The organism is Cohnella baijiui (assembly GCF_020731285.1).
GTDB lineage: Bacteria > Bacillota > Bacilli > Paenibacillales > Paenibacillaceae > Cohnella.
Genome location: NZ_JAJFOW010000022.1, coordinates 25,405 through 50,842, shown reverse-complemented (window position 1 = coordinate 50,842; position 25,438 = coordinate 25,405). Strand labels below are relative to the sequence as shown.

Annotated in this window: 25 protein-coding genes; 18 read left to right on the top strand and 7 right to left on the bottom strand. The window is 61.8% G+C overall.

What is annotated here, in order from left to right; translation table 11 throughout:
* Position 1 precedes the first annotated feature (1 nt).
* The 5 genes from LKX83_RS19200 (at position 2) to LKX83_RS19180 (ending at position 7,276) form a co-directional block, all read left to right on the top strand.
* Positions 2 to 1,108: an efflux RND transporter periplasmic adaptor subunit gene (locus LKX83_RS19200; RefSeq protein WP_227883914.1), complete on the top strand. Its 1,107-nt coding sequence runs from the start codon at positions 2 to 4 to the stop codon at positions 1,106 to 1,108.
* 33 nt (positions 1,109 to 1,141) lie between these two features.
* A complete protein-coding gene (locus LKX83_RS19195) occupies positions 1,142 to 2,557 on the top strand; it encodes an ABC transporter substrate-binding protein (RefSeq protein WP_227883913.1) in 1,416 nt (471 codons plus the stop codon).
* Positions 2,558 to 2,726: 169 nt separating this feature from the next.
* Entirely contained in the window at positions 2,727 to 4,724 is a 1,998-nt protein-coding gene (locus LKX83_RS19190; RefSeq protein ID WP_227883912.1) for a serine hydrolase, read from the top strand.
* An 88-nt stretch (positions 4,725 to 4,812) separates the two neighbouring features.
* On the top strand, positions 4,813 to 6,642 hold the full coding sequence (locus LKX83_RS19185; RefSeq protein WP_227883910.1) for an ATP-binding protein: 1,830 nt from the start codon (positions 4,813 to 4,815) through the stop codon (positions 6,640 to 6,642).
* The gene (locus LKX83_RS19180; protein WP_227883907.1) at positions 6,635 to 7,276 is read left to right on the top strand and encodes a response regulator transcription factor; all 642 of its coding nucleotides are present in this window, start codon (positions 6,635 to 6,637) and stop codon (positions 7,274 to 7,276) included. The genes LKX83_RS19185 and LKX83_RS19180 overlap by 8 nt, the downstream gene beginning before the upstream one ends.
* Before the next feature lie 125 nt (positions 7,277 to 7,401).
* Here the strand turns inward: LKX83_RS19180 and LKX83_RS19175 are convergent, their stop codons facing one another.
* A complete protein-coding gene (locus LKX83_RS19175) occupies positions 7,402 to 8,103 on the bottom strand; it encodes a G1 family glutamic endopeptidase (protein ID WP_227883905.1) in 702 nt (233 codons plus the stop codon).
* Between the two features lie 183 nt (positions 8,104 to 8,286).
* On the opposite strand from LKX83_RS19175, the gene LKX83_RS19170 reads away from it, so the two are divergent.
* From LKX83_RS19170 to LKX83_RS19155, 4 genes are all read left to right on the top strand, one after another.
* A complete protein-coding gene (locus tag LKX83_RS19170; protein ID WP_227883903.1) occupies positions 8,287 to 8,700 on the top strand; it encodes a MerR family transcriptional regulator in 414 nt (137 codons plus the stop codon).
* Between the two features lie 60 nt (positions 8,701 to 8,760).
* Positions 8,761 to 9,690 carry an alpha/beta hydrolase gene (locus tag LKX83_RS19165; protein ID WP_227883901.1) on the top strand — a complete coding sequence of 310 codons (930 nt, stop codon included), beginning with the start codon at positions 8,761 to 8,763 and terminating at the stop codon, positions 9,688 to 9,690.
* 218 nt (positions 9,691 to 9,908) lie between these two features.
* Positions 9,909 to 10,268, top strand: a complete 360-nt coding sequence (locus LKX83_RS19160; protein ID WP_227883900.1) for a PH domain-containing protein — start codon at positions 9,909 to 9,911, stop codon at positions 10,266 to 10,268.
* Positions 10,269 to 10,532: 264 nt separating this feature from the next.
* Positions 10,533 to 12,614: a HelD family protein gene (locus LKX83_RS19155; RefSeq protein WP_227883899.1), complete on the top strand. Its 2,082-nt coding sequence runs from the start codon at positions 10,533 to 10,535 to the stop codon at positions 12,612 to 12,614.
* Between the two features lie 7 nt (positions 12,615 to 12,621).
* Here LKX83_RS19155 and LKX83_RS19150 read toward each other — a convergent pair whose 3' ends face one another.
* Together LKX83_RS19150 and LKX83_RS19145 are read right to left on the bottom strand one after the other, a co-directional pair.
* On the bottom strand, positions 12,622 to 13,608 hold the full coding sequence (locus tag LKX83_RS19150) for a glycerophosphodiester phosphodiesterase family protein (protein ID WP_227883898.1): 987 nt from the start codon (positions 13,606 to 13,608) through the stop codon (positions 12,622 to 12,624).
* On the bottom strand, positions 13,583 to 14,185 hold the full coding sequence (locus LKX83_RS19145; RefSeq protein WP_227883897.1) for a TetR/AcrR family transcriptional regulator: 603 nt from the start codon (positions 14,183 to 14,185) through the stop codon (positions 13,583 to 13,585). The genes LKX83_RS19150 and LKX83_RS19145 overlap by 26 nt, the downstream gene beginning before the upstream one ends.
* Before the next feature lie 200 nt (positions 14,186 to 14,385).
* Here LKX83_RS19145 and LKX83_RS19140 point away from each other — a divergent pair, with 200 nt between their 5' ends.
* Complete coding sequence (locus tag LKX83_RS19140; RefSeq protein WP_227883896.1) at positions 14,386 to 15,201, top strand: AraC family transcriptional regulator; 816 nt, start codon at positions 14,386 to 14,388, stop codon at positions 15,199 to 15,201.
* Between the two features lie 91 nt (positions 15,202 to 15,292).
* Positions 15,293 to 15,715, top strand: a complete 423-nt coding sequence (locus LKX83_RS19135; protein WP_227883895.1) for a VOC family protein — start codon at positions 15,293 to 15,295, stop codon at positions 15,713 to 15,715.
* Between the two features lie 259 nt (positions 15,716 to 15,974).
* On the opposite strand, the gene LKX83_RS19130 is transcribed toward LKX83_RS19135, so the two are convergent.
* Positions 15,975 to 16,961 carry a glycoside hydrolase family 43 protein gene (locus LKX83_RS19130; protein WP_227883894.1) on the bottom strand — a complete coding sequence of 329 codons (987 nt, stop codon included), beginning with the start codon at positions 16,959 to 16,961 and terminating at the stop codon, positions 15,975 to 15,977.
* Positions 16,962 to 17,034: 73 nt separating this feature from the next.
* Positions 17,035 to 17,355, bottom strand: coding sequence for a hypothetical protein (locus LKX83_RS19125; protein ID WP_227883893.1), 321 nt, complete (start codon positions 17,353 to 17,355; stop codon positions 17,035 to 17,037).
* A 41-nt stretch (positions 17,356 to 17,396) separates the two neighbouring features.
* Here LKX83_RS19125 and LKX83_RS19120 point away from each other — a divergent pair, with 41 nt between their 5' ends.
* Complete coding sequence (locus tag LKX83_RS19120; RefSeq protein WP_227883892.1) at positions 17,397 to 18,536, top strand: glycerate kinase; 1,140 nt, start codon at positions 17,397 to 17,399, stop codon at positions 18,534 to 18,536.
* A 76-nt stretch (positions 18,537 to 18,612) separates the two neighbouring features.
* Positions 18,613 to 18,942: an arylamine N-acetyltransferase gene (locus LKX83_RS19115; protein WP_227883891.1), complete on the top strand. Its 330-nt coding sequence runs from the start codon at positions 18,613 to 18,615 to the stop codon at positions 18,940 to 18,942.
* Here the strand turns inward: LKX83_RS19115 and LKX83_RS19110 are convergent.
* Positions 18,939 to 19,103: a hypothetical protein gene (locus LKX83_RS19110; RefSeq protein WP_227883890.1), complete on the bottom strand. Its 165-nt coding sequence runs from the start codon at positions 19,101 to 19,103 to the stop codon at positions 18,939 to 18,941. The genes LKX83_RS19115 and LKX83_RS19110 overlap by 4 nt on opposite strands.
* Before the next feature lie 723 nt (positions 19,104 to 19,826).
* Between LKX83_RS19110 and LKX83_RS19105 the strand changes: the two genes are divergently transcribed.
* The gene (locus tag LKX83_RS19105; protein ID WP_227883889.1) at positions 19,827 to 20,309 is read left to right on the top strand and encodes an SRPBCC family protein; all 483 of its coding nucleotides are present in this window, start codon (positions 19,827 to 19,829) and stop codon (positions 20,307 to 20,309) included.
* Positions 20,310 to 20,513: 204 nt separating this feature from the next.
* Here the strand turns inward: LKX83_RS19105 and LKX83_RS19100 are convergent, their stop codons facing one another.
* Complete coding sequence (locus tag LKX83_RS19100) at positions 20,514 to 21,011, bottom strand: DinB family protein (protein ID WP_227883888.1); 498 nt, start codon at positions 21,009 to 21,011, stop codon at positions 20,514 to 20,516.
* A 467-nt stretch (positions 21,012 to 21,478) separates the two neighbouring features.
* Here LKX83_RS19100 and LKX83_RS19095 point away from each other — a divergent pair, with 467 nt between their 5' ends.
* The 4 genes from LKX83_RS19095 to LKX83_RS19080 are packed head-to-tail and all read left to right on the top strand — an operon-like array spanning position 21,479 to position 25,429.
* A complete protein-coding gene (locus LKX83_RS19095; RefSeq protein WP_227883887.1) occupies positions 21,479 to 22,579 on the top strand; it encodes an amidohydrolase/deacetylase family metallohydrolase in 1,101 nt (366 codons plus the stop codon).
* Positions 22,557 to 23,663, top strand: coding sequence for a DgaE family pyridoxal phosphate-dependent ammonia lyase (locus LKX83_RS19090; RefSeq protein WP_227883886.1), 1,107 nt, complete (start codon positions 22,557 to 22,559; stop codon positions 23,661 to 23,663). Before LKX83_RS19095 ends, LKX83_RS19090 begins: the two co-directional genes overlap by 23 nt.
* Position 23,664: 1 nt before the next feature.
* Positions 23,665 to 24,420 (top strand): 2-dehydro-3-deoxy-phosphogluconate aldolase, encoded by a 756-nt coding sequence (dagF, locus tag LKX83_RS19085; RefSeq protein WP_227883885.1) that lies wholly within the window; start codon positions 23,665 to 23,667, stop codon positions 24,418 to 24,420.
* Positions 24,413 to 25,429: a sugar kinase gene (locus tag LKX83_RS19080; RefSeq protein WP_227883884.1), complete on the top strand. Its 1,017-nt coding sequence runs from the start codon at positions 24,413 to 24,415 to the stop codon at positions 25,427 to 25,429. Before dagF ends, LKX83_RS19080 begins: the two co-directional genes overlap by 8 nt.
* Positions 25,430 to 25,438 lie beyond the last annotated feature (9 nt).

Genomic DNA, 25,438 nt, shown 5'->3' with positions numbered 1-25,438 from the left:
CATGCAACGACGCAAAAAAGCGCTGCGCTGGACGATCGGCTTGTTTTTCGCCATCCTGCTCGTCCTGACGTTTCTGTCCAATACGATTCAAGGCTTGTCGCTGCCCAAGGTGTCCGTAGACAAGCCCGAGACGGGCGGACTCGAGCTCACCGTATCGGGCGAAGGATTCCTCCAGCCGGCCTATACCGCTCCGCTCTATACGAAGGGGGATTGGACGGTCGTCAAGATCCTCAAAAGCAAAAACGACCGCGTGAAGCGCGGCGATCCGCTCCTCACGTTCGATACGTCTTCGACACAAAGAACGTTGGAGGACGAACAGGCCCGCTACGATCAGCAAGAGCTGCAGTTGGCCAAGCTGGCGGATCAACTGAAGACGATGCTGTGGAATGACGATACGGCCGGGATCGACAATCAGAAGCGCGATATTGAAGCGAAGCGACTGGATCTGCAGATGCAGAAGCGCAAGATCGACGATCTGAAGCAGCAGATCGCGGATGGCGGTACGCTGACTTCGCCGGTGGACGGCGTCGTGACGGCGATTAACGTTTCCGAGGGCGTCACGGCCGGCCGCGGCCAACCGGTCGTCGAAGTCGCCGACGATAGCTCGGGCTATCAATTCTCCGTCGTGGCGGACAGCAACGACGCTTCCGCGCTTCGCATCGGCGACAAGGTCAGCATTCAAGTCGAGGAGACGCCGCGGAGGACAATCGAAGGAAAGATTTCCGCGATCGAGGACGCGGTGTCGGACGCCAAAGGCGCCAGTGGCGAGAGCGGGGCGGAGGAGACCAACAAGAAAATCACGTTCGACGTGAAGGAGGCCAAGCTGCAACCGGGCCTGAAAGCCTCCGTCAGCATCACGAGTTCGAGCCATTCCTTCGGCATGCAAATCCCGAAGTCGGCGCTTCATCAGGACAACAGCGGCTACTACATCTTTACGGTGAAGGAAAAGGACGGGCCGCTCGGCTCCGCCTATTACGTTAGCAAAACCTATCTCCGAATCCAAGACGAGAACAAAGATACGGTCGTAACGGACGGGATGATGCCGAACGAGCAGTTCGTCACGGCATCCAGCGAACCGCTCAGCGACGGAGACCGCGTACGATATTGACTTCATTGATCAAAGATAAGGGAGGACGACGAAATGAAAAAGCAAGCGAACGGATGGAAGACGGGAGCGCTGATCCTGCTGTGCGCGGCCATGACGGCCTGCGCGGGCGGCAAGGACAAGGGCGGAGCCGGCGGGACGCCTGCCGCCGTAGGCAGTGAGACCGAGAAGTCGAACGGCAAGACGGTCGTGACGATGAGCGTCCTGACCAAGGACCGTTTTCTCGCGGAAGCGGAGCAAAAATTCGAAGCGGCGCACCCCGACATCGACATCGTCATCGACGAGCTTGTACCGATGGACACGAGCGAAGTCGGCGGCAAAATGGTCATGCGGCAAGGCGGGGGGGGGGAATCGGAAAAGGAGAAGCAAGACGCGGAGAAATATGCGAACAACGTCAACACGGCCATTATGTCGGGCAACGCGGCGGACATCATCTCCGTCGAAAATCTTCCCTTCGACAAGTACGCGGAGAAAGGGCTGTTGGCGGATTGGAACGCGCTGGCCGAAAAGGACGGCAGCTTCCGCAAGTCCGATTATTACGAGAATATTTTCAAAGGGCTGTCGAAAGGGGACGGCTGGTACGGCATTCCGGTCTCGTTCACCCTGGACGTCATGCTCGGGAACGCCGAACTGCTGAAGCAAAATCAACTGGACGACAAGACCTGGACATGGGACCAGTTCGTCGATCTGCTCGACAAGACGAAAACCGAAGGCAAATATGGCTTGGCCGCCATATCGCCCGAATCGCTGCTCGGGTACCTCGTCGGGTCGGTATACGGACAAGTGGTGAAGAACGACGGCAAGTCCTGGACATTCGATGCCGACGCGTTCGAAGCGTATCTGGAGAAAATCAAGAAGCTGTACGACACCGGTATGGCGACGTCGGAGATGATGGGGCCGGACACGGCGAACTTCAATCAAATGAACATGAATTCGCCGATGGATGTCGTGCTGATGCCGCAGATGGGCGACAAATCGCGGGCGATGCTTCGCCCGCCGGGGATCGGACAGGACGAGGGCATTCCGTTCAAGTCGGGTCGGGTGCTCGGACTGAACGCCAAATCGAAAGCGCAGGACGCGGCCTGGTCTTTCGTTAAATTCCTGCTCTCCGAAGAGATGCAATCCTCGATGTCCCTGATGCAATTCCCCGTCAACCAGGCCGCGCTCCAAAACAAGCTGGTCGAAACGAAGAACATGCTGGAAGGCAAAGGCGGAGGGGGGGGGATTCAAATCAGAAACAAGGACGGCACCACACTTCAGCCGAAACTGAGCGATGAAGATATTACGCGGGTGGTGAACCTGATGCCGTCCGTAAGCAAATATAGCAATCAGAATCCGAAAGTGCTGGCCATGATCGCCGAAGAATCCGCCGCTTACTTCTCCGGCAGCAAATCGGCCGATGCGGTCGCCAAGTCGCTCGCGAGCCGGATCGGCACTTATTTGAACGAATAGTCCGCCCGGAACGGGGAAGCGGGGAGAGCGGGAGCCGGCGTTGCGCGATCGCGCAAAAGAATTGCGCGGACGGGGAAGGAATTCGCAGTCCGCTACGGATACGCTGCCGTACGGAGGCTTGGTAGGATGAGAAGGCACCGAACTCATCCCAGAGACAAAGGAGATAGCCATGCGCATCCTGCCAAGATCAGCCGGCAGTTCGTTCTGCCGGGTGCTCGCAACCGTCTTATCCGCCGTCCTGATCTTCCCCTACCCTCTCTCGGCAGCTTCTTCCGGCCCCAGCGATTCCGCGGAAGCGGCGGCGTTCGCGGACGACTTTTTTAGCCGGCCGGACATCCGTCAGTCGCTCGTCGGCGCCGTCGTCGTCGTCGTCCGGGACGACCGGACGCTGCTCGCCAAGGGCTACGGCTACGCCGACGCGACGCAGCGGACGCCGGTCGATCCCGACGCGACGCTTTTTCGCCTCGCTTCCCTGTCCAAGACCGTGACGGCGGCCGCCGTCATGCAGCAGGCCGAGCAGGGGAAGGTCGAGCTCGACCGGGATGTCTCCGTCTATCTCGGTTCCCTGAACCTTTCGAACCGAACCGGAGTGCCGCTTACCCTCCGGCATCTTTTGACGCATACGAGCGGATTCGACCGGACGGAGGCGGCCGCAGACGAAGGGGAGCCGGAGGAGGTTTATCCGCTGGACGACTTCGTCAAGGACCACCTCCCGACCGTCGTCCGCAAGCCGGGTACCGCCTATCGCTATGACAATTACGCTTACGACTTGCTGGGGTACGTCGTGCAGCACGTGACGGGCCAGCCGTTCGGCCAAGTCGTCGCAAACCGGATCTTCGCTCCGCTCGGCATGAAGAGCAGCTACTTTGCCTTGAGCCCCTACGTGCAAAGGCGAATGGCGACGCCCCATGACGACGAAGGCCGTCCGCTGCCGCAGTACGCTACCTTCCCGACCGATTCGCCGGACGGCGGGCTGATCTCCACGGGCGCGGATATGGGCCGATTTCTCCGGGCGCTCTTGAACGGGGGACGGCTGGGGGGTGCTTCTATCCTGACCGAAGACTCCGTAAAAGAGATGGAGCGGCGGCAGGTGTCGATCCATCCCGATATCCCCGGCGTCGGCTACGGCTTCGAATCAACGTATCCCGACCTCTCGAACGGACAGTTCGTTGTGGACAAGGGCGGCGTCTCGACCGGATTCCAGTCGCATCTTTGGCTGCTGCCGGAGCGCAAGACGGGGTTGTTTGTCGCGCTGAACAGCGCTCGGGATGCGAGGACGATCCAACGGGAGCTGTTCGCGGCGTTCATGAACCGCTTCTACCCGGCTTCCGCCCCGCTGGAGGCGGAGACGACCGTTCGGCAGAGCCAGGCGGAGCTCCTGAGGCTGGAAGGGATCTATCGCGACCTGCGACTGCCGATGTGGCACTACGAGGTCGAAGCGCGCGAAGGGGGAATCACCGTCACCGACGGGTACGGCGCGCATCGGCTGACGCAGGAGAAGGAGCTGCTGTTCGTCGACGAGGACGGGAGAAAAGCGGCATTCAAGGAGGACGAGGCAGGGCGGATCGCCTACTTTGCCTACAACAAGGCGGATAGCTGGGCGGAGCGGCTGCCGGATCGGGAGCAGTATGCGGACGTGCCGGACGATAGTCCCTACGCGAAGCCGATCTCCTATGCCAGACAGCAGGGCTTGCTGGATAAGGAAGACGTCCGGCTGTTCCGTCCGACCGAGCCGATCACCCGCGCGCAGTTCGTCGGGCAGCTCATGGCGCTTGCGGGCGGGCCGTATTCGGAATCGCCGTCTGCGTTCGTCGATACGGCCGGCCATCCGTATGCGACCGAAATCCAGACGGCGCTGGAATACGGGCTCGTCACCGGGACAAACGGCGGAAGGTTCGAGCCGGACCGTCCCATTGCCCGGCAGGAGGCGGCCGTCATCCTGGCCCGCGCGCTGCAGCTCCAATTCGGCGCAGGGGGCGCCGCTCCGCTGACGACGCCGCTGAGAGGCGAGACAGCCGCGTGGGCCCGGGAAGGTGTGCAGACGATCGTCGCGCGGGGCTACTACGGCCCGGAAGTGGCGAAGGACGCGTCCGGCGCCGTCGACTATCGCTCCAAGCAGCCGATGCTGCGGCAAGAAGCGGCCGCCATGTTCTTTAAGTTTCCCTGAGGACACCCCCGACTCGAGCGGCCGATCGGTGCCGTTCGGGTCTTCTTCTTTTCCGTGGCCATGCTATACTGGAACCGGGTGATGAGAGATGTACGGAACGATCCGTGCCCGATCGAAGCATAAAACCCGCCTGCTGCTCGTCGCCTCGCTCGTTTGCTACGCGCTGCTCGCGGCGTACATGCACCTGATCTCTCTGCGCTCGCCGTATATCGGCTTGTCGCTGACGGCCGACGGCGGAGCGGGATGGACCGTGACCGCGGTTGAGGAAGGCGGCAAGGCGGAGCAGTGGGGAATCGCCAAGGGCGACAGGGTCGCGATGGTCGAAGGACGGCCGACGCCGAAGTTAGAGGTTACGGAAGCGGGTACGATTTTGCGCAAGGCGGAAAAGGTCGTCGTGCGGACCAGGGAGGGAAATGTCGAGACGTTCCGGAGTGCGCCGGGCGAGGCCGACGTGGCGGAGGCTTCTTTCGCGATCGGGATGGAGCTGATCTTGCTCGGCATCGGCTTGTACGCGCTGCGAAAGATGCCCCAATCCCGGATCGCTCGTTTGTTTTACTTGCTCAACTGGCTAATGGCCTTGTGCATCCTCACCCAGTTCACCATGGAGAAAAGCTTGGCCGACCTCGTGATCGCCTGCTGCGCCATTTGGTTGCCGCATTGCTTGCTGTCCTTTTATTTGCTGCTCGCCTTTCGAACGGAGTTTCGGCGCTTCCGGCCTCTGTCGCTCGGCAGTTTAGCCATTGCCGTCGCTTGGTCGGCCTATCTGGCGTATCTGCTCGCGACGGGAGGAGAGCTCCGCAAGGGAGTGGAGGACCTGCTCAATTGGGCGGTGATCGGCATCCTCGTCCTGCTGGCGGGCGTGACGGTCGTGCTCCGGAGATCGATCGAGCCGATGAAGAGATCACAGTTGCTTATCTTATTCGGCGGGGCGTTCCTCAGCCTGCTCCCGTATCTCGGCGGATACGCCGTGCCGACGCTCGTCGGAAGAGAGACGGCGCTGCCGATCCGGTTTGCGCTGATCGGGCTCCTACCTTTATCCGGTACGCTGACTTATTGGATGTCCGCCAAGGGGGTGGTGAACGCGCGGGTTCGGATTTCCGGGCCGGTCGTTCATGCCGTCTATTTCGGCGCGTCGTTCGGACTGATCGCGTTTGCCGCGCGAGGCGTGTCTGCGCCCGTCGTCACGCTGCTTTTCGCCGCGTTCGCCTTGCTGACTTGGGCGTATCGCCTCGCTTTGTCGAGGCGGCGGCGTACGGCGCTTGAAGGGAGGAGCCTGCTCGAAGCCCAGCATGCGGAGCGGATGCGGGTGACGTATTACTTGCACGATCAATTACTGCAGAATTTGATCTTCCTATCACGGGATCTGGAGGAGCTCCACGATGCCGGGGCATGGGAGCGGGAGCGGGTCGCAGCCTGGCTGGAGTGCGTCTACGACTCGCAGCGCGGCATTCGGATGCTGTGCGACGACCTTTATCCGCCCATCGTCGACAAGGGCGACCTCAAGGAAGCGCTGCAGTGGCTGCTCCGGACGATGCGGGACAAAGGCGGCATACAGACGGAGCTGCAGTACGAGCTTCGGCCGGGCGAGCCGGCGGACGAGCTCGTGAAGACGAATCTGTTCCGCGCGATTCGCGAATTTGTCCACAACGCGTTCAAGCATGCTCGCGCGACGCGTCTTCACATCCGGCTGTGGCGCGACCGGGAAGCGATCGTCTGTACCGTCGGCGACGACGGGCAGGGATTCGATGTCGCAGCCGCATTGGCTCCCGGCGCCGGCGAACGGCGTTTCGGCCTCCTGTCGGCATGCAGCCAGATCCGCCATCTGGGCGGTGAAACGGATATTCGGACTTTGCCGGGCGGAGGCACGCTCATTACGATCCGCCTGCCGCAGGAAAAGGAGAAGATCGCCCATGCCTGACCCCATCGGCGTCGTGCTGCTCGACGACCATCCGCTTGTGCTGGAAGGATTGAAAACAAGGCTGGAGAAGGAGCCGGATATCGCGGTGGCGGGGACGTTCGCCGATCCGCGGGACCTGCTGGCGCAGATCGACGCCATTCAGGCCGACGTGATCGTCCTGGATATTTCAATGCCGTACCTGAACGGCTTCGAATTGGGGCACCGGCTGAAGGAACGCTACGGACACGCGCTCAAGATGATTGTGCTGTCAGGGTTTACGTACGACGAATTCTACCATCGGGCCTACGAAATCGGCGCCCATGCTTATTTGTCCAAGCAGAGCACGTATGCGCAGATCATCAACGCGATCCGGCAATGCGTAATGGGGTACGCGCTCGTCCCCGAGAAAGCGATGAACCGGGCGCTGGATCCGCTCACGCCGACGGAGCGCGAAGTGCTGCGCCGGGTTGCCGAAGAAAAGACGAACAAGGAGATAGCGCGCGAGCTGGCGATGAGCCAGCGCACGGTGGAGTATCACTTGACGTCGATCACCGGCAAATTGGGCGCCAAGACGCGCATCGGCGCTGTCGCGCGCGGCTACGAGCTGGGCCTTCTCGGCGCCGTGCGCGATTCGGCCGCCGAAGAGGAGCGCTAGCAGGATCAATGGGGATCTGGCCCTTCCGGGGTCGCGCCAAGAAGCTTCCTTTCCCGCCGAACGGTCCTGGAAGGAAGCTTTTTTGTCGTGCCGCCGCAAAAACGGGGAAGCGGGGAGGACCCAAGTTACGACGGGGACGGGAGCGACGTCCTGCGGACCGCAAAGCCGTCTCCGTCGCGGTTCGGCAGCGACGGGACGGAGACGATCCGGTTGTTCTGGACCATGTACCCGCGCTCGTTCATCTTCAGCTTGGGGTTCGCGCCGTTGAGCCGGCATCGGGCGAACTTGATCGGGGCGAATCGCGCCAGGCGAGTCGGCTTCCCGTTCAGTTGGGGCGCCTCGACGATCCACTCCGCGGACGATTGGGGGCCGCTGTAGCTCTGAACGGTCGTGAACGTCCAGTTTTGCGTGGCGTTCCGCATGCGGATGACCCAGCGATTGCCGCCGCCGAGCTTGGCGATCGAAGCCTGAATGCGATCCCCCGGATAGACCGGATGCGGGATCACGGTCTCCGCGGCGGGAAGAATCTCCCACCAGGCCTGGTAGCTCGCTTTGCCGTTGACGTAATCGTGGGACGTGCCGGTCTGGATCAGGTTGTTGTTCGAGAATCCGTCGATCCCGATCCAGGCCGACGAATAGGCGGATCGGGATGAAGGGAGAACGTGCGGAACGATCCATTGCGCCGAGACGCGGTTGATCGCGCGGGCGTCTTTCGCGACGACCATGCCGGACCAGTTGGCCGAGGACCAGCCGTAGCCTCTGCGCAAGCCGGCGTTCACTTTGCGAATCGCTTGAGCTTGCCCGCGAGAAATAGGACGAACCATCATTCGGTCACCGCCTGTCTGCTGGGATACTACCAGTCAATGCGGGGCCGTCTCGCGGGGCTTGGACGAATGATCGCCGCGAAAGGCCGTTTTTAAACGGCGGGCCGGGCCTTGTCCCTTTCGCTTCGGGCAAGCGCCAAGCATGGTAGAATAGGGAGGTGCGAAACGCGAGAGAGGGGTAGGGAGATGCCGGCCTATACGCGGGGACAGTTGGCCAAGTTGGCGCAAGTGAACGGAGAGACGCTGCGTTATTACGAGAAGATGGGCCTGCTCCCGCCGCCCGCGCGGACCGAGTCCGGCTATCGCCGTTACGGGGAGTCGGACGTGGCGAGGTTGACCTTCGTCAAAAACGCCCAATCCTGCGGCTTTACGCTGCGCGAGATTCGAAAAGCGCTCGCGCGCGCCGAACGCGCGGAGCTCGGGATCGTCGATTTTCTCCAGGCGATCGATCGCAAGCGGGAGCGAATCCGCCGGCAGATCGCCGAACAAGAGGAAAAGCTGGCCCGGCTGGACGGACTTCAAGAGCAGCTCGGGCGGGCGGATCGGCATCCGCAAATTCGGGATACGCTTCGGGAGCTGGGGATGGATTCGCCTACTTGACCCTGTACCGTACTACAGGCCGTATGCTTGGGATAAACCAAGCAAAGGCGGGGAGTCGGCATGAAGTCAACCACGAGCGTCGAGACGCTTCGGGCAATCAAGCATCATCTTCGGCAAACGGGCAGTTACGAGAGCAGGACGGTCGAGCAAATTCGCCGGGACATGGAGGAGACTGCGCGCCGGTTGCCGCAGTTGGAAGGGGTTCGGGTTCGCGCGACGCGTATTGGCACCCTTGAAGGAGAATGGATCATCCCCGAAGCTGCTGCGGGGACGAGGGAAGAAGGCGCGATTCTCTACCTGCACGGAGGCGGCTTCGTCTCCGGCACCTGCGCCTTCTACCGGGACCTCGTCTCGCGGATCGCGCTTGCCGCCGGTACGCCGGCGCTCGTCGTCGCCTATCGGCTCGCACCCGAGTTTCCGTATCCCGCCGCGAACGACGACGCGCTCCTCGCTTACCGCTGGCTCGCGGAGAACGGCTGCGGCGCCGGCCGGATCGTGCTCGGCGGAGACTCCGTCGGCGCCTCGCTCGCCCTGATGACCCTGCTCTCGCTGCGGGACGGCGGCGAGGCGCTGCCGGCGGGCGCGTTTTTGCTGTCGCCGCATGCCGACCTCGTCCATCTGGACGGCGAGTCTTACGAGAGTCGGGCCGCATCGGACCCGACCGGCAGCCGGGCGGCGAGCGAGCGGATCTTGCGCGATTATTTGGGCTCCCGCTATCGCGAGGCGGAGTCCCTCCCGCTGCTCTCGCCCTTGCGCTGCTCGTTGGAAGGGCTGCCGCCGCTTCTCGTTCAGGCCGGAGACGAGGAAGTGCTGCTGAGCGACGCGGAGCGGCTGGCGGAGCGCGCGACGTCGGCGGGCGTTTCGGTCGAGCTGGAGGTTTGGGGGCGGATGTGGAGCGTCTTTCCGTTTCTGGCGTCTCATCTGCCCGAAGCCCGCGAGGCGATCGTCCATATCGGGTCATTCGTGCGTCGCAGGCTCGGGGTTCGCTAGGTTCGCGGCGGGTCGAGCGTCAAAGAGGGAGTCCAGGACTCCTACATGCGCGGAAACGGCGGGTCGAAGAGGGAGTCTAGGGGGCGAGAGTCAAAGAGGGAGTCCGAGTTTCCTGCTTGCCGATGCCTGGTTTCCTGCCCTATAGTAGAGGCATCGGTGCGTTCGGGCAGACAACGAGCCGGCGCAATGCACCCAACCGCTGAGCAGGAGGCGATCGCATGGCCGAAAACGTGCTGTGGAAAGGCAAGCCTTTCAACTACGGATTTCCGTCTTTCACGACCTATACGATCACGGATACCCGCGTCATCGTCGAGAAAGGAATCTTTACGAGAACGCGAAAAGAAATTCGGCTTTACCGCGTTCGGGACGGCTCTTCCAAGCGCAATCTGTGGGAACGCCTGTGGGGCATGGGCGATATTTATATCAGCTCGACCGATGCCGATTCGCCGCATTTTATGCTGCGCAATATCAAGGGAGCGGAAGAAGTGGCGGATATCGTGCTGAATGCCGCCGACGAGGCGAGAAGGACTCACCGCGCTTACGAAATGACGGAGATCAACGAGCCCTCGATTCGGTAATCATCCCCAACCGAATGCTCCATCACCGAAAAAACCGCCGATTCGGCGGTTTTTTCGCATGTTCCGGAAGGGAACGGCAAGGGCTAAGCAATAAAAAAACCAAGTCCCGAACGAAGGAGACTTGGTTGGATGGGCATCTGAATCGTATGTCCTTTTTTGGACCCACGATAAAAATATAATACAACAAAGAAAAATATAAGTCTATACCTTTTTTTCCATTTCTCTATACTAAAGACGATTCCAAGCAGGAAAGAGGGAGCGCGTATGGTCCGAAATCCAACCGAAGCGGAAGAGAAGATCTACCTGGCACAGGTCACCCGCATGCTGCGGGAAGCCGCGTCATCGATCGAAGCGAAGGTCGATAACGCCCGGCGGGGCGTGCTCGAGGCGAAGCGGTACGTCTGGGAGAACCGGTCCGGGCTCGATCCGGCCGAACTGGCGGCGAACCGGGTCGACATCTCGCTCGTCATCGACCAGGGGGAGAAGGCGGCGGAAAAGCTGCAGAAGCTGCGGAAACTGCTTGCGAGCCCCTACTTCGGCAGAGTCGACTTTCTCGCGGAAGGGGACGCGGAGGAGACCGCGCACTACGTCGGCGTCCATGCCTTTTCCGGGGAAGACGGCCGGGCGGACGTCGTTTACGATTGGCGCTCGCCGGTCGCGAGCCTGTTCTACGACTATGAAGTCGGGAAGGCGGCATACGCATCTCCGGGCGGAGAGGTGAAGGGAGAGTTGCTGCTCAAACGGCAGTACAAAATCCAAGAGGGTGCCATGGCGTACATGATCGAAACCTCGCTCGCGATCCAGGACGACGTGCTGCAGCGGGAGCTCAGCCAACGCTCGGACGAAAAAATGAAGAACATCGTCGCGACGATCCAGCAGGAGCAGAACCGCATCATTCGCGACGAGCACGCCCGCGAGCTGATCATTCAAGGTGTGGCCGGCTCCGGCAAGACGTCGGTCGCGCTGCACCGGATCGCGTTTTTACTCTATCGCCACAAAGGGACGCTTACGTCCGGGCAGATCCGCATCGTTTCCCCGAACAAAGTGTTCTCCGACTATATCGCGGGCGTGCTGCCGGAGCTCGGGGAGGAGAACATCCCGGAGCTCGGCATGGACGAGCTGGCGGCCGGCCTGCTCGCAGGGGTTTGCGAGTGCCAGACGTTCGGCGAGCAGGTGTCCGCGCTGCTCGCCGGAGGGGACGCCGGTCTCGCCGAGCGGATCCGCTTCAAGTCGGGCATCGATTTCGTGCGAACGCTCGAGTGGTTCGCGGAGCGGATCGCCGAGACGTACTTCGAACCGACGGATCTCGAAGTCGGCGGGATCCGTGTCGCCCGCGAGGACATCCGGACCGCTTACCATGCGGCGAGCGCGCTTCCCGTCGAGGCCCGCTTAGACAAAACGGCGGCCGTCATCGCGGGCGAAGCCCGGGACGAGGACGGCGACAAGCCGAGCCGGGCCGATGCAAAAGCGATCCGAACGAAGATCCGGCGCATGTTCCGGACACTCCGCGTCCTCGAGATTTACAAAGACTTTTATCGTTCGCTCCACAAACCGGAGCTGTTCCGGTCGCTCGGGCCGAAAAAGCTGGAGCATGCGGACGCGTTCGCCGTGGCGTATTTGAAGCTGCTGCTCGAAGGGAGCAAGGGCTACGACGACGTCAAACATCTGGTGGTCGACGAGATGCAGGATTACACGTGCATGCAGTATGCCGTTCTGGCACGCTTGTTTCCCTGCAAGAAGACGATACTCGGCGACGCCGGCCAGTCCGTTCAGCCTTACGTTTCCTCTGCGCTGGACGAGATCAAGGCGATCTTCCCCCAGGCGGACACAGTCGAGCTCCGCAAAAGCTACCGCTCGACGGCCGAGATCATCCGGTTCGCCCGGCATATTCGCCCGGACAGCCGGATCGAGCCGATCGAGCGCCACGGTCCCCAGCCCCGCGTTCTCGGCGCCGCCGATGCGGAGGCGGAGCTGGCGCTCCTTCGCCGGGAGATCGCGGATTTCCGCGCCGGGGAGCACCGATCGCTCGGCATCGTCTGCAAGACGGGGCCGCAGGCGGAGCGGCTCTATCGGTCGCTGTCGGAGAACGGGGCTGGCGAAGGACTCACGCTGCTCGACTTTGCCAGCGACCGCTATCGCGAGGGCGTCGTAATCGCTTTCGCCCATCTGGCCAAAGGGTTGGAGTTCGACCAGGTGATCGTTCCCCACGCCGATGCCGACCATTACCGGACGCCGCTGGACCGAAACCTGCTCTATATCGCCTGCACGCGGGCGATGCACCGGCTCGCCGTGACGTATGCGGGAACCGCATGCCCGTGGCTTCCGAAGGCGGGGGCGGACTTTTAGACGGCAGCTATCCGCCGTGCCTGTACAGCGGCGCGATCCGGTCGATCCGATTGGTCCAGATGCCGCCCGAGTAGTCGGCCTTCAGCCGCTTGAGGTCGGCGGGCGAATCGAAGCCGCTCGAGAAATCGCTGCCGTCCCCGCCCACGACGATGACGCGCGTGTCTGCGCGGTCCATCCGGTTCAAGAAACGGTCCGGCCAACCCCACAGCAGGGGCGCGATCTTCTCCGGAATGTGCAGCTCCGTATGTTTGCAGGCGTTCGGCAAATAGCCGGTCCAACCGGCTGCCAGATAAGGGACAAGGCAGCTTTTCATCGTTTCTTTGGACATCGCCCGGACCGTGGGGAGTTCGTCCTTCAGCGCCGCGATCGGCTCGTCCCCGCCGTAGACGGCCAGCTGATCGACGCGGCTTGCCGGCAGGGTCGCGAAATACCGCGCCAACTGCCGGCCTTCCTCCGGATCGTTGCTCTTGATATGGATCAGCAATTCCTCATCGGGGAATCGGCTCAGCACCTCTTCGAGCGAAGGCATCAGGCCGACGCCTTGGCCGCGGAACGGATAAGTTTTGCCTCCGTCGGCGGTGTAGCCGTATCCGATGTCGGCTCGTTTCAACTCTGCCATCGTATAGTCCCCGGTAGTGCCTTTCAGATTCGTCCGGCAATCCAGCGTCCAGTCGTGAAACACCGCAAATTCGCCGTCTTTGGTCGGCTTGATATCCAGCTCGACGACGTCCGCGCCGGCTTGAAACGCCGCGTCTATCGAAGGGATCGTATTTTCCAGGTACGGGTATTCGGGTTCGCGAATCCGCTCGGCTGTGCAAGTGTCATTCTCGATGCCTTCCATGGAGAAGGTTTGAGCCAGACCGCGATGGGCCAGCAGGAGCGGCGTTCCGTCCCGGTGGACCCACAGAGACGTATTGTTTGCATAGATAAAAGCGATCAGAATAAGCAGCGAAATCGTAATCTTGCTTTTAAAGATTCTTTTCAACCGTCGCATCGGCGATTCCCTCCCAGGCCAGGTCCAGCTGCCGAACGAGCATCCGGCGCATCTCCGGCGCGTCGAGCCGGGACGAATAGAGGATCAGCGTTTGAAAAAGAAGGCCGACCAACAGCGCGGCGCAATCGTCCGCATTCGCCCGGGTCCGTATCTCGCCGGCCGTCTGCGCGTCTTCCAGAAACGCGGAGAACGCGGAGCGTAACCGCGAAATGTTCGTTTCCTCGTCTCCGGCCGCGAGCGATGCGCGGATCGACTCCACCAGCGTAATCCGAAGCAAATCGGCATACTGCAAATAAAGGTCGAGCAGATCGCTCAGGATGCACTCGATGCGCGCCCGTACCGGACCGGTCCGATGCCGCCCGAAGATTTGACCCATTAGAGGTAAATAAGAATCGGCCATGTGCAGAAGAACGTGTTCCTTTTTGGAGAAATAGTTAAAAAAAGTCCCCTTGGCGATATCGCTTCGGAGCGCAATTTCCTCGACCGTTACCTGGTCGAACCCTTTCTCTTTGAACAAAGCGATGGCGTTGCGGGTGATGTCCGCTTTGATCTTCTTTTTCTTTTCCTCGCGGGTCATCGATGATTTCCTCCTCCATTTCAGCCATGGACTAAAAAATGACCTTGGTCATTTATGACTACGGTCATTATATCGAAGAGGGGTCTGACGTGCAAGCGAGAGGACGGCAAGAGGGGGGAGCGGCGCTTGACACCCATAAAGCTTCGGGGAGATGATAGACGTAACAACATTCGCTCGACATCGAGGAAGGGAGTGAGACGATGCACCGCTACCGACCGCTTCAACCGCCCATTCTGCAGCGCGATCTACAGGATGCGTCCTACCGTTACCGGGAGTATGCGCCGTCTCCCCTTCTATCGCCGTACGTCGCTTGCTATTGGACGATCGACGCACGGCCGTCCGAGGCCGCCCTGTTGCACCGCATCCTGCCGGACGGATGCGTCGATCTGATCTTTGACCGGCATGCATCGGATGCCTCGCGGGCCGCTTTCGCCGCCGGTCTCATGACGACGTACGAGACGATCGTCCTCGACGAAACGTATGCCATGTTCGGCATCCGATTTTTCGCGGATCGGGCGAAGCGGCTGTTCGGGCACCCCGTCTCGTCGCTGGCCGGCTATCACGTCCGGCTGGACGAGATGTGGGGCGCCGAGGCGGCCGAACTGGCGGAGAAGGTCGTCGATTCCAGCTCGGTTCGAGATGCGATCGCGCACGTGGAGCGCAGGCTGCGGCACATCCTGCATCGGACCGACAACGCGCCTGGCGGTTCGCTGGTCGGCGCGGCGATGGGGTATCTTTACGCCAGCGGAGGCGCGATGACCGTCCGCGAGCTGGCTGCGGCGGTCAGCTACTCGGACAAGCACCTGCGGCGCGCGTTCCGGCAAGAGCTCGGCATGGGGCCGAAGGAACTGGCCGGCATTATCCGGTTCCAAAGCGTGCTCGGCGAGCTGCACCGGGGGTCGCGCGCTCCCTTTGCCGATCTGTCGGTCCGGTTCGGCTATTACGACCAATCCCATCTGATTCATCATTTTCAGCGGTACTACGGATTGACTCCCCGGCAGGTGTGGCGGATATGATGTCCGTTTTTTCCTATTCCGGAACGTTGTCGATGGGCAATCATAGGAAGGAAGCCTTTGTAATTACAAGGAAGGGAAGGCGAAAGCGCGTATGAAACCAAGATTATCGGTATTAACGCTGGCCGTGGCGGATCTGGAGAAGTCGTTGGTCTTTTATCGCGACGGATTGGGCCTGCCGACCGAAGGGATTGTCGGCCGGGAGTTCGAGCACGGGGCGGTCGCCTTTTTCGAACTGCAGGGGGGCGTGAAGCTCGCGCTCTGGGGCCGGGACGACCTCGTTCACGAGACCAAGGTGCCCCGTTCGGCGCCCAGCTCGTGCGAGTTCACGATCGGCCACAACGTCGGGAGCAAGGAGGAGGTCGACCGCGTCGTCGAGCAGGCGCGCCAAGCCGGGGCGATCGTGACGGACCCTCCGCACGACGCCTTTTGGGGCGGCTACTCCGGTCACTTCCTCGATCCGGACGGCCACTTGTGGGAGGTCGTCTGGAACCCCGCGTGGCCGGTCGAGGATTAGACGCGGCGCCGGCGCCGTAGGCGCCATGTCGCCGAGGCGATTCGAATTCCGGGTCCCGACCGCCGCCGCAACGCCGAGCCGATCCTTGCAGCGTCGAGATCGAAAGCCTGTTCCGGACCGCACTGGACCGGGAAAACACGCCCTAAACAAAAGGACCTTCGGTTCCGCTGGCCGCGGAATCGGAGGTCCTTCGGCTTGGTTTCGAGCCGGCAGCGCTGCGCTGCGGGAAATAGCAGATGCCCCCGCGCACCGACCGCGATTATTTCTCCGGATACGGATCGATCGCGACGATCGTGCCGTCGTCGTTGTACCGCAGCTCGGCGAACTTCACGGAGCGTTTGTTGTCGGCGCCGCCGGACAGGGAACTGTCGTGATAGAAGAGGTACCATTTGTCCCGGAACTGCACGATCGAGTGATGCGTCGTCCAGCCGATGACGGGTGTCAGGATCGTCCCCTTAAACGTATACGGCCCCATGGGATGCTCGCCGACGGCATAGACGATTTTGTGGGTCGTGCCGGTTGAATAGGAGAGGTAGTAGAGGCCGTTGTACCGATGAACCCACGGACCTTCGAAGTAGCGGCGGTCCTCGTCGCCGGCCAGGATCGGCTGCCCGTCTTCGTCCAGGATGGCAATCTCCCGAGGCGCGTCCTTGAACGAGAGCATGTCTTCGCTCAATTCGGCGACGCGCGGCCCGAGCGCGGGCTCATTGGGCGCAGGCCCTTCGGCATCCGGATCGAACGTCCCGCCCTGCCACTTCTCCAGCTGTCCGCCCCACAATCCGCCGAAATACATATAAGCCCGGTCGTCATCGTCCACCAGGACGGCCGGATCGATGCTGAAGCTGCCCGGCAGGTAAGACGGCTGCGCCGCGAACGGGCCGGCAGGCGACGAGCTCGTCGCGACCCCGATGCGGAAGATGCCGTCGTGGTCGCGCGCCGGGAAGAACAAATAATAAGTCCCGTTTTTGCAGGCGGCGTCCGGCGCCCACATTTGCTGTTTGGCCCAAGGGACGTCTCTCACATGCAGCGCCTCGCCGTGGTCGACGGCGGCCGACGCCGCGTCGTCCATGGACAAGACGTGATAGTCTTCCATGTCGTACTGGTCGCCGTTGTCGTTGGACGCCCGTTCATGGTCGAGATCGTGCGACGGATAAATGTAGATCTTGCCTTCGAAAACGTGCGCCGACGGGTCCGCGGTGTACATGTGCGTAACGATCGGCTGGTTGAATTTAACAGGTGCGGTCAACTCGGTTCCTCCTCGAATGGCGCTTGAGAGCGTTATTTCCCCATTCTAACAGACCGAAAAGCGCCGATGGACCCTACAAAGCATGGTTGATGACCGAGAAAAGTATAGATGTTTTTTTCGCCATCCGCGTTTCGACGCCAAGATGACGATTCCGACGAATCACTATGCCTCCCGTCCCAGCAGGTTTTTTTTGGCGTTCGAGGTGCAGCACGGCTCCTGCGCGTGAACCATCCGCAAGAAAGCTTCCGCCCCGCCTGCCGCCCAGCTGCTTTTCATGTAAAATAAGCAATAGACTGGCAAGCGCTCCGTGACTTGACGGCCCTTTTTCCAAGATGGGGCTGAAAAGAGGGAGCGCCATGTCGCTGCAGATCTTCATCTGGGCTTCTTGAGCCAAGGGGATCATCGTTCGTACGACATGAGGGGGGCGAAGAGACGATGAAAATCGTGCTGGCACCGGATTCGTACAAGGGCACGCTGAGCGCCGCGCAAGTGTGCGCCGTCATGGCGCGCGCGGTCCGGGAGGAGCTGCCGGAAGCCGAGACGGACGCCGTTCCGATGGCCGACGGCGGGGAAGGCACGCTCGATGCCATCGTGAACGCGGCGAATGGGGAACGGATCGGGATTGCCGCCGCCGGGCCGTTCGGACGGCCTTTCGCAGCGGAGATCGGCATTTTCCGTCGCGGCGGGGAGCGATGGGCCGTCGTAGAGGCGGCGGGCTTGTTTGGCCTGCCGCTTTTGCGGCTGGAGGAGCGCAATCCGCTTCACACGACATCGCGGGGACTCGGCGACGCGATCCGTGCGGCGCTCGATCTGGGCATCCGGCACCTGGTCGTCGGCTTGGGCGGCAGCTCGACGAACGACGGCGGGATGGGGATGCTCGCCGCGCTCGGCGCTAAGTTTGCGGACGGCCGGGGCGCCGAATTGACGGGATTCGGCCGCGATCTCGCGGAGATGGCCGTCGCCGACCTGGCCGGACTCGACCCGCGGCTGGCGGAATGCACGCTGCTCGTGGCCAGCGACGTCGCCAATCCGCTGCTCGGCCCGGAAGGGGCGACCCGGGTGTACGGTCCGCAGAAGGGAGCGGATCCAGCGACGGTGGAACGTCTGGAGCGGGCGATGGCGAATTATGCCGAGCTGCTTGCGCAGGCGAGCGGGAAGCGCCATGCCGACGCGCCGGGCGCGGGCGCGGCGGGAGGACTGGGCGCCGCGCTCCTGACCGTCGGCGCGCGGATCGAGCGCGGCGCCGAAGTGGTGGGCCTGCTGTGCGGGCTCGAAGAGCGGGTTCGCCGCGCTGACGTCGTCTGGACGGGCGAAGGCAGCAGCGACGGGCAGACGCTATACGGCAAGCTGCCGCTCCATGTTGCGGGTGTCGCCCGGGAAGCGGGCAAGCCGGCCTACCTGATTTCCGGCAGCCTCGGGGACCGATGGATCGAGTTGCTGCCGCATTTCGCGGGCTGCCTGTCGACCGTCACGCGCCCGGCGGCGCTGGAGGACTGTCTGCGGGATGCCGAGGCCAACCTGTATGCGACGTCGCGCAATTTGGCAAGGATGCTTGCGTCCGTCAGGGGGCGATAAGAGAGGCTGGGCCGGTTCGCCGACGTCCCTGGCGCGATTCTGACCATTCATCGAAAATCAAGGAGGGAAGCGCCCGATGGAGAAAGACACGCAGCGCACTTATTTGACCCGACTCGGACTTGAGGAGCCGGCGTCTCCGACGCTGAATTACTTGAAAGAGCTCCACCGCGCCCATGTGACGCGTATTCCGTGGGAGACGGTCGACATTTTCGCAGGGAAGCCGATGCCGATCGGCGTGGCGCAGTCGGTCCGGCTTTTGACCGAAGGCAGGAGCGGGTATTGCTTCCACTTGAACGGCGCTTCCGGGCAGGAGGGGGAATCGCGGGCGGTATCGGAAAAAGCGAAGGTTCTACTCGTCCGGAGGCGGCTTCAAGCGCGAAGAGGCGGCAGCTTGCGACGCGGTTAGCTCAAATGCTGGCGGTTGACTTGTTCGTTTCGGATCATTTGCTCCAGCTTATCCCGAATCGCGTCATGCTCGGGCGGCTTGCGACGCAGACGCCAGAAAGATATGCGGCTTTCCTTTTTCAGCAACTGGAGCAGGTACATCTTTTCCTTGAGCGTAAACATGATCGACGGCACCTTTCCTACGGGACAATGAATCTGCCACGGTTGGTCATAGGGTCAGGATAACACAAATTGCAAGCCGCGTCCCGTGCGAACGACACGCCTGACCGATGGCGCATGTTCCCACCAAGGAGATTCCCGTTATTCGCAGTCACGTCCCGATTGGCTTCCTCCGCCCCCGGCGGATCGAACGATTTGATGCCATCTGCTGCGAGGAGTCCGCTCCGGGAGCATCTGGACCGAGCCGTACGCGCCGGCCAAGGCGTCGAGCGACTTTAAGCGGCCATACGGCGGACCGAATATGCACGACTGTCCCCCCACAAGCAGGACTGTCCCCACAAGCACGACTGTCCCCACAAGCAGGACTGTCCCCACAAGCAGGACTGTCCCCACACCAAGCACGACTGTCCCCGCAAGCAGGACTATCCCCACAAGCACGACTGTCCCCACAAGCACGACTGTCCTTCAACAAACAAGATTGATCCTCCTTGCAACTGATTGACCTCATCAATCAATCAATATCGCGCCGATTGACTTACCTCCAGCAAGAAAAAAGTCCAAATATCCCTTTACAGGAATATTCCGTTTAGAGTATATTTAAGTCGTAGGCCCGGATAGCATTCACTACAAGCAGGAACGAGCAAGCAAATCACGAAGATGTGGTAAGTAAACGGCAAACGATAACGAAGCGAAGATCCATATTCAAGTACGGGAGGAATCCGAATCATGAGTCAAGCGCATGCCCCGAACGAAACCAACACGGCCATCGAAGGCCCTCAACTGAAAGTTACCCGAACGTTTAACGCACCGCGCGAATTGGTTTACAAAGTGTGGACGGAACCGGAGCATCTGCCGCATTGGTGGGGGCCGTCGGGTTTCACCATCACGACGCAGGCGATCGACGTCAAAGAGGGCGGCCGTTGGCGTTTCGTCATGCACGGTCCGAACGGCGCCGATTATGACAATCAGATCCGCTATTTGGAGGTCGTTCGTCCGGAACGGATCGTATACGCGCACGGCGACGGAGAATCGGAGGATTTCCGGGTGACGGTGACGTTTGCGGAACGGGGGCAGCAGACCGACCTGACTATGGTCATGACATTCCCGTCGGTTGAGGCCCTGGAGAAAACCGTCCGTGAAGTTGGCGCGATCGAAGGCGCCAAGTCCACGATGGACCGATTGGCCGCTCATCTGGCGGAAACGGCCTAAGCAGGCGGAAAACGCTCAAAGAGAGAGTCCTAGACTCCCTCATTCGCATCCAGCGGGCCAAACCGCTCAAAGAGGGAATCGTGGACTCCTTCTTCGGCCTATGGCGGGCAAAAATGCTCAAAGAGGGAGTCCTAGACTCCCTCTTTGACGTTCGACCAAGCCGCGAAGCTCGTCCTAGTGTTCCAATCCTCCAGCTCGTACTTCTCACACGAGCGGCGTCATGCCGCGTTCGACCCACGTATCGTATGTCGGCCCATATACGTCGGGGACGCGAAGGCCCGCCTGGCTCATGAGGACGGTCATTTGGCCGCGGTGATGAACCTGATGCATGACCGTAAATCTCAATGTAGCGCCGTTTTGCCACTCCTCGCCGAACAGCATCTGGGTCCTCGCCAAATCCTCGTCCTTCCACTGCGTCTGCACGGCCTGTACCATCCGTTCGCCCAGCTTCCGGTATTCTTCCGCGATCGCGGCGGCGCTTTGGCGGATCGCCTCGTCTTTCGCAGGACCTTCATAAGACAGGCCGCACTGGCTCATGTAGCCCAGCGACTCCACGAGATGCCAGGCGAGCCCTCCGAGCGTCCGGCGGTCGCCCCGGATCGCCTGGGAGAGGGAAGCGTCCGTCAGGGCGTTCATGACGTTCAGCGTAATCTGGTATTCTTGGTTCCATTCCGAGACAAATCCTTCGATCGTGGTAAACATGCACAATCCCTCCGATGTCTAGTGGTGGTTCGTTTCTTCTATTTTAGTATAGGGGAGAACGACTGACAAATACGGCCAGCGAATTGAAGTTTGTCATTACGAATTTTCGAACCTAAAACATGATCCTGTTCTATTGACCGAATCGCCGGACCATGTTACTTTTGGTTCATAACGTTATAATGTTTAAGAATGGATGGCTGCGTATTGGGCGTATGCGACAAATGCGGCATATGAGGAATAGGCGATGTGTATACGGGCATGCGCCGTATGCAGGCATTCGCCATATGCGGACATGGGCCAAATGCAGGCATGCGCTAAATGCGGTACATTCGCCATATCGGACATGCGCCATATGCGGTGTATGTGTCGCATGCCCCGCCCGCATGCTTGCCGCCAGAGCCTAGGTGAAACAAAGCTCACGGCATCCTACGCATTTCAACCCAGCAAACGAGAAGAAGGTGAGAGCATTGGCTGAACGGATCGTGCTGCAAGGCGTTAAGCGGGTGGACGGAGAAACGATCGACATTGTCGTCGAAGACGGCGTCGTCGCGGACATCGCGCCGGCGGGAACCGCCGCCGGAGGCCGGGTGCTCGCGCTGGACGGATGCTACGTCTCGAGCGGGTGGATCGATCTGCACGTTCACGCGTTTCCGGCGTTCGACCCGTATGGCGACGAGATCGACGAAATCGGCGTGAAGCAAGGCGTGACCACGGTCGTCGACGCCGGCAGCTGCGGAGCGGACCGAATCGCGGATCTGGCGGCGAGCCGCGATCAGGCCTACACCAATTTGTACGCGCTGCTGAACGTCTCCCGCATCGGTCTAGAGCGGATCGATGAGCTGTCCGATCTCGCCTGGATCGATCGTGCGGAGGCGTTGAAGGCGGTCCGGGCATTTCCCGACTTCATCGTCGGCCTGAAAGCCCGCATCAGCAGCAGCGTCGTCCGCGACAACGGACTGGAGCCGCTGCGGCTCGCGCGGGCGTTCGCGGAGGAGACGTCGCTGCCTCTCATGGTGCACGTCGGCTCCAAGCCGCCGCGCATCCAGGACATTCTTCCGCTGCTCGCGCAAGGGGACGTGGTGACGCATTACTTGAACGGCAAGCCGAACATGCTGTTCGACGACGAAGGCCAGCCGATCCCGGAGCTCGCGGCGGCGCGAGCGCGCGGCGTCCGACTCGACGTCGGCCACGGAACCGCGAGCTTCTCGTTCCGGGTGGCGGAGGGGGCCAAGGTGCACGGGGTCCACTTCGACACGATCAGCTCGGATCTGTACCGCGGCAACCGGCTGAACGGTCCCGTCTACAGTCTGGCCCGCGTCATGACGAAGTTTTTGCAGCTGGGCTATCCGCTCGCGGACGTCGTGGCGGGTGTGACGAGCCGGCCGGCGGCGTGGCTGAGACGCCCCGAGCTCGGCCGCATCCAAGTCGGAGACCGGGCCAATCTGACGTGGTTCGAGATCCGCGACGAAGCGGTGGCGCTGATCGATTCCGAAGGGGAAGCGCGCATGTCATCAATCAATTTGGTCGCAAAAGGGGTTATCGCGAATGGGCGATTCATGGAATGCTAAATACGGATTAAAAAGGGTCATCAACGCGAGCGGCCGCATGAGCATCCTGGGGGTTTCGGCGCCGAGCGACACGGTTATGGAAGCGATGAAGCGCGGGGGCCAGCGGTACGTCGAGATCGCGGACCTGGTGGACAAGGCCGGCGATTACGTCGCCCGCATCCTCGGCTCGGAGGCGGCAGTCGTCGTCAACTCCGCGTCGAGCGGCATCGCGCTTTGCGTCGCGGGCATCGTGACGCAGGGCAACCGCAGGCTGAGCGAGCGTCTGCATCAAGAGCCGATCGCGAAAAACGAGATCCTCATCCTGAAGGGACACAACGTCCAGTACGGCGCGCCCGTCGAGACAATGGTCTTTCTGGGCGGCGGCAAACTCGTCGAAGTAGGCTACGCCAACGAAGGCAAAGCCGAGCACCTCGCGGACGCGATCGGCGAGCGGACGGCCGCGATCCTGTACGTGAAGAGCCACCACGCCGTTCAAAAAAACATGATCTCCGTCGAGGAGGCGTGGGAGGTCGCCCAGCGTCACGGCGTGCCGCTTATCGTGGATGCGGCGGCCGAAGAGGATTTGCAGAAGTACGTGCCATATTCGGATCTTGCGATCTACAGCGGCTCCAAAGCGATCGAAGGGCCGACCTCCGGCATCGTCGGCGGCAAGCGCCGCTACGTCGAATGGGTCAAGGTGCAGCTGCACGGCATCGGCCGCAGCATGAAGGTGGGCAAGGAGACGACGTTCGGTCTGCTTCAGGCGCTGGACGAATACAGCGTCAAGGTCGACCGCAGCGCGGAGGAAAAAGCAGCCGTCGAGCGGGTGCTGCTGCCGCTGAACGACATCCCCGGCGTCAAAGTGACGATCGTGCAGGACGAAGCGGGACGCGCGATCTTCCGGGGCCGCGTGCATATCGATCCCGCCGCGTCCGGCACGACGGCCAAAGCGGTCGTCCTGGGACTGCAGGAAGGCGACATCGCCATCTATACCCGTGACTACGGCGTCCGCCAAGGCTACTTCGACATCGATCCCCGCCCGCTGCAGGGCGACGACATCCACGTGATCGCGGACCGGATCCGCGCGCTGACAGGAGGCAATTGACATGACCCGGATCGCAAGCAGATGGTACAAGGGGCGGGCCGCACTGAACGTGCTCGCAAACAGCATCGATAACGCCAAGGAAGTGTTCGACGCGGCCGAGGGCCATGTGCTGGTCGGCGTCCTGTCAAAGGATTATCCGACGGCGGAGGCGGCGGTGGAGGCGATGCGCCGCTACGGCGAAGCGATCGACGAGGCCGTGTCGATCGGGCTCGGCGCCGGCGACAACCGTCAGGCGGCCGTCGTCGCGGAGATCGCGAAGCATTATCCCGGCAGCCACATCAACCAGGTGTTCCCGGCCGTCGGCGCGACGCGCGCGAACCTGGGCGCCCGGGACAGCTGGATCAACGCCCTCGTATCTCCGACGGGCCAAGCCGGCTACGTGAACATTTCGACGGGTCCGGCCAGCGCGGCCGCCGGGCAGACCGCGATCGTGCCGGTCGAAGCGGCCATCGCGCTCGTCCGAGATATGGGCGGTAACGCGCTGAAGTACTTCCCGATGAACGGTCTCGCCTGCGAGGACGAGCTGCGCGCCGTCGCCAAGGCTTGCGGGGAAGCCGGCTTTGCCCTGGAGCCGACCGGCGGCATCGACCTCGGCAACTTCGAAGCGATCCTCCGCATCGCGCTGGAGGCGAACGTGCCGCAGGTCATCCCGCACGTGTATTCATCGATCATCGACAAGTCCACGGGCCGAACGAACGTCGCGGACGTGCAAGAGCTGCTCCGGACGACGAAACGTCTGGTCGACGCCCATGCCTAAGCGGATTGCGGCATTCGGCGAGGTGATGATGCGCCTGCAGGTGCCGGGCTACGAGCTGCTGACCCAGGGGAGCAGTCTGAACTACTCCTTCTCCGGAACGGGCGTGAACGTTAGCGCGGCGCTCGCCCGGCTGGGCCACGAAGGCAGCCTCATCACGCGCTTGCCGGACAATTCGGTGGGCGACGCCGCGGCTTCTTTTTTGCGCAAGCTTGGCATTTTGCCTCATTTTCTGCATCGGGGCGGCAAATACTTGGGAATGTACTTTCTCGAAAACGGCTTCGGCGTTCGTCCGGGACGCGTCACCTACACGAACCGGCAGGAGAGCAGCTTCAACACGGCGCCTCCGGACGCCTACGATTACGAGGCGATTGCGGGGCGGATCGACGTCGTCCACTTTTGCGGCATCTCCCTCGCCATGAACGACGGGGTGCGCGCGCATATGAAGGCGCTCGCCCGCGCGGTGAAGGCGCGGGGAGGCACCGTCGTCTTCGACTGCAATTACCGGCCCGCGCATTGGGGCGAAGGCGGCTATGCGCTTGCCAAGCCGCACTATGAGGAGATGCTTCAGCTGTCGGACATCGTGATGATGAACGAGCAGGACGCGATCCATACGTTGGGCATGCCTACGAGCCAGGCCGAGCGCCGCGAGCAGCTGGTCGAGCTCATCCCCGCGGTCGCGCGAAGTTTCGATCTCGCGGCTGTCGCAGGCACACACCGGCAAATCAACGGGGACAATACGCATTCGTTGCAAGGCTATCTATACAAGGACGGGACGTTCTCGTTCTCCGACAAGCTTACGTTCGCCGTCTACGACCGGATCGGGGCAGGCGATGCCTACACGAGCGGCATCGTACACGGAGAACTGGAACGCTTCGCCCCCGGCCGCACGGTGAACTTCGCGGCCGCCGCGGCGATGCTCGCGCATACGGTCGTCGGGGATACGCCGATGTCGTCCGAGCGCGACATCGTCCGCGCGATGACGGACGCCGCGGGCGATGTCGAACGATAGGAGGCGAAC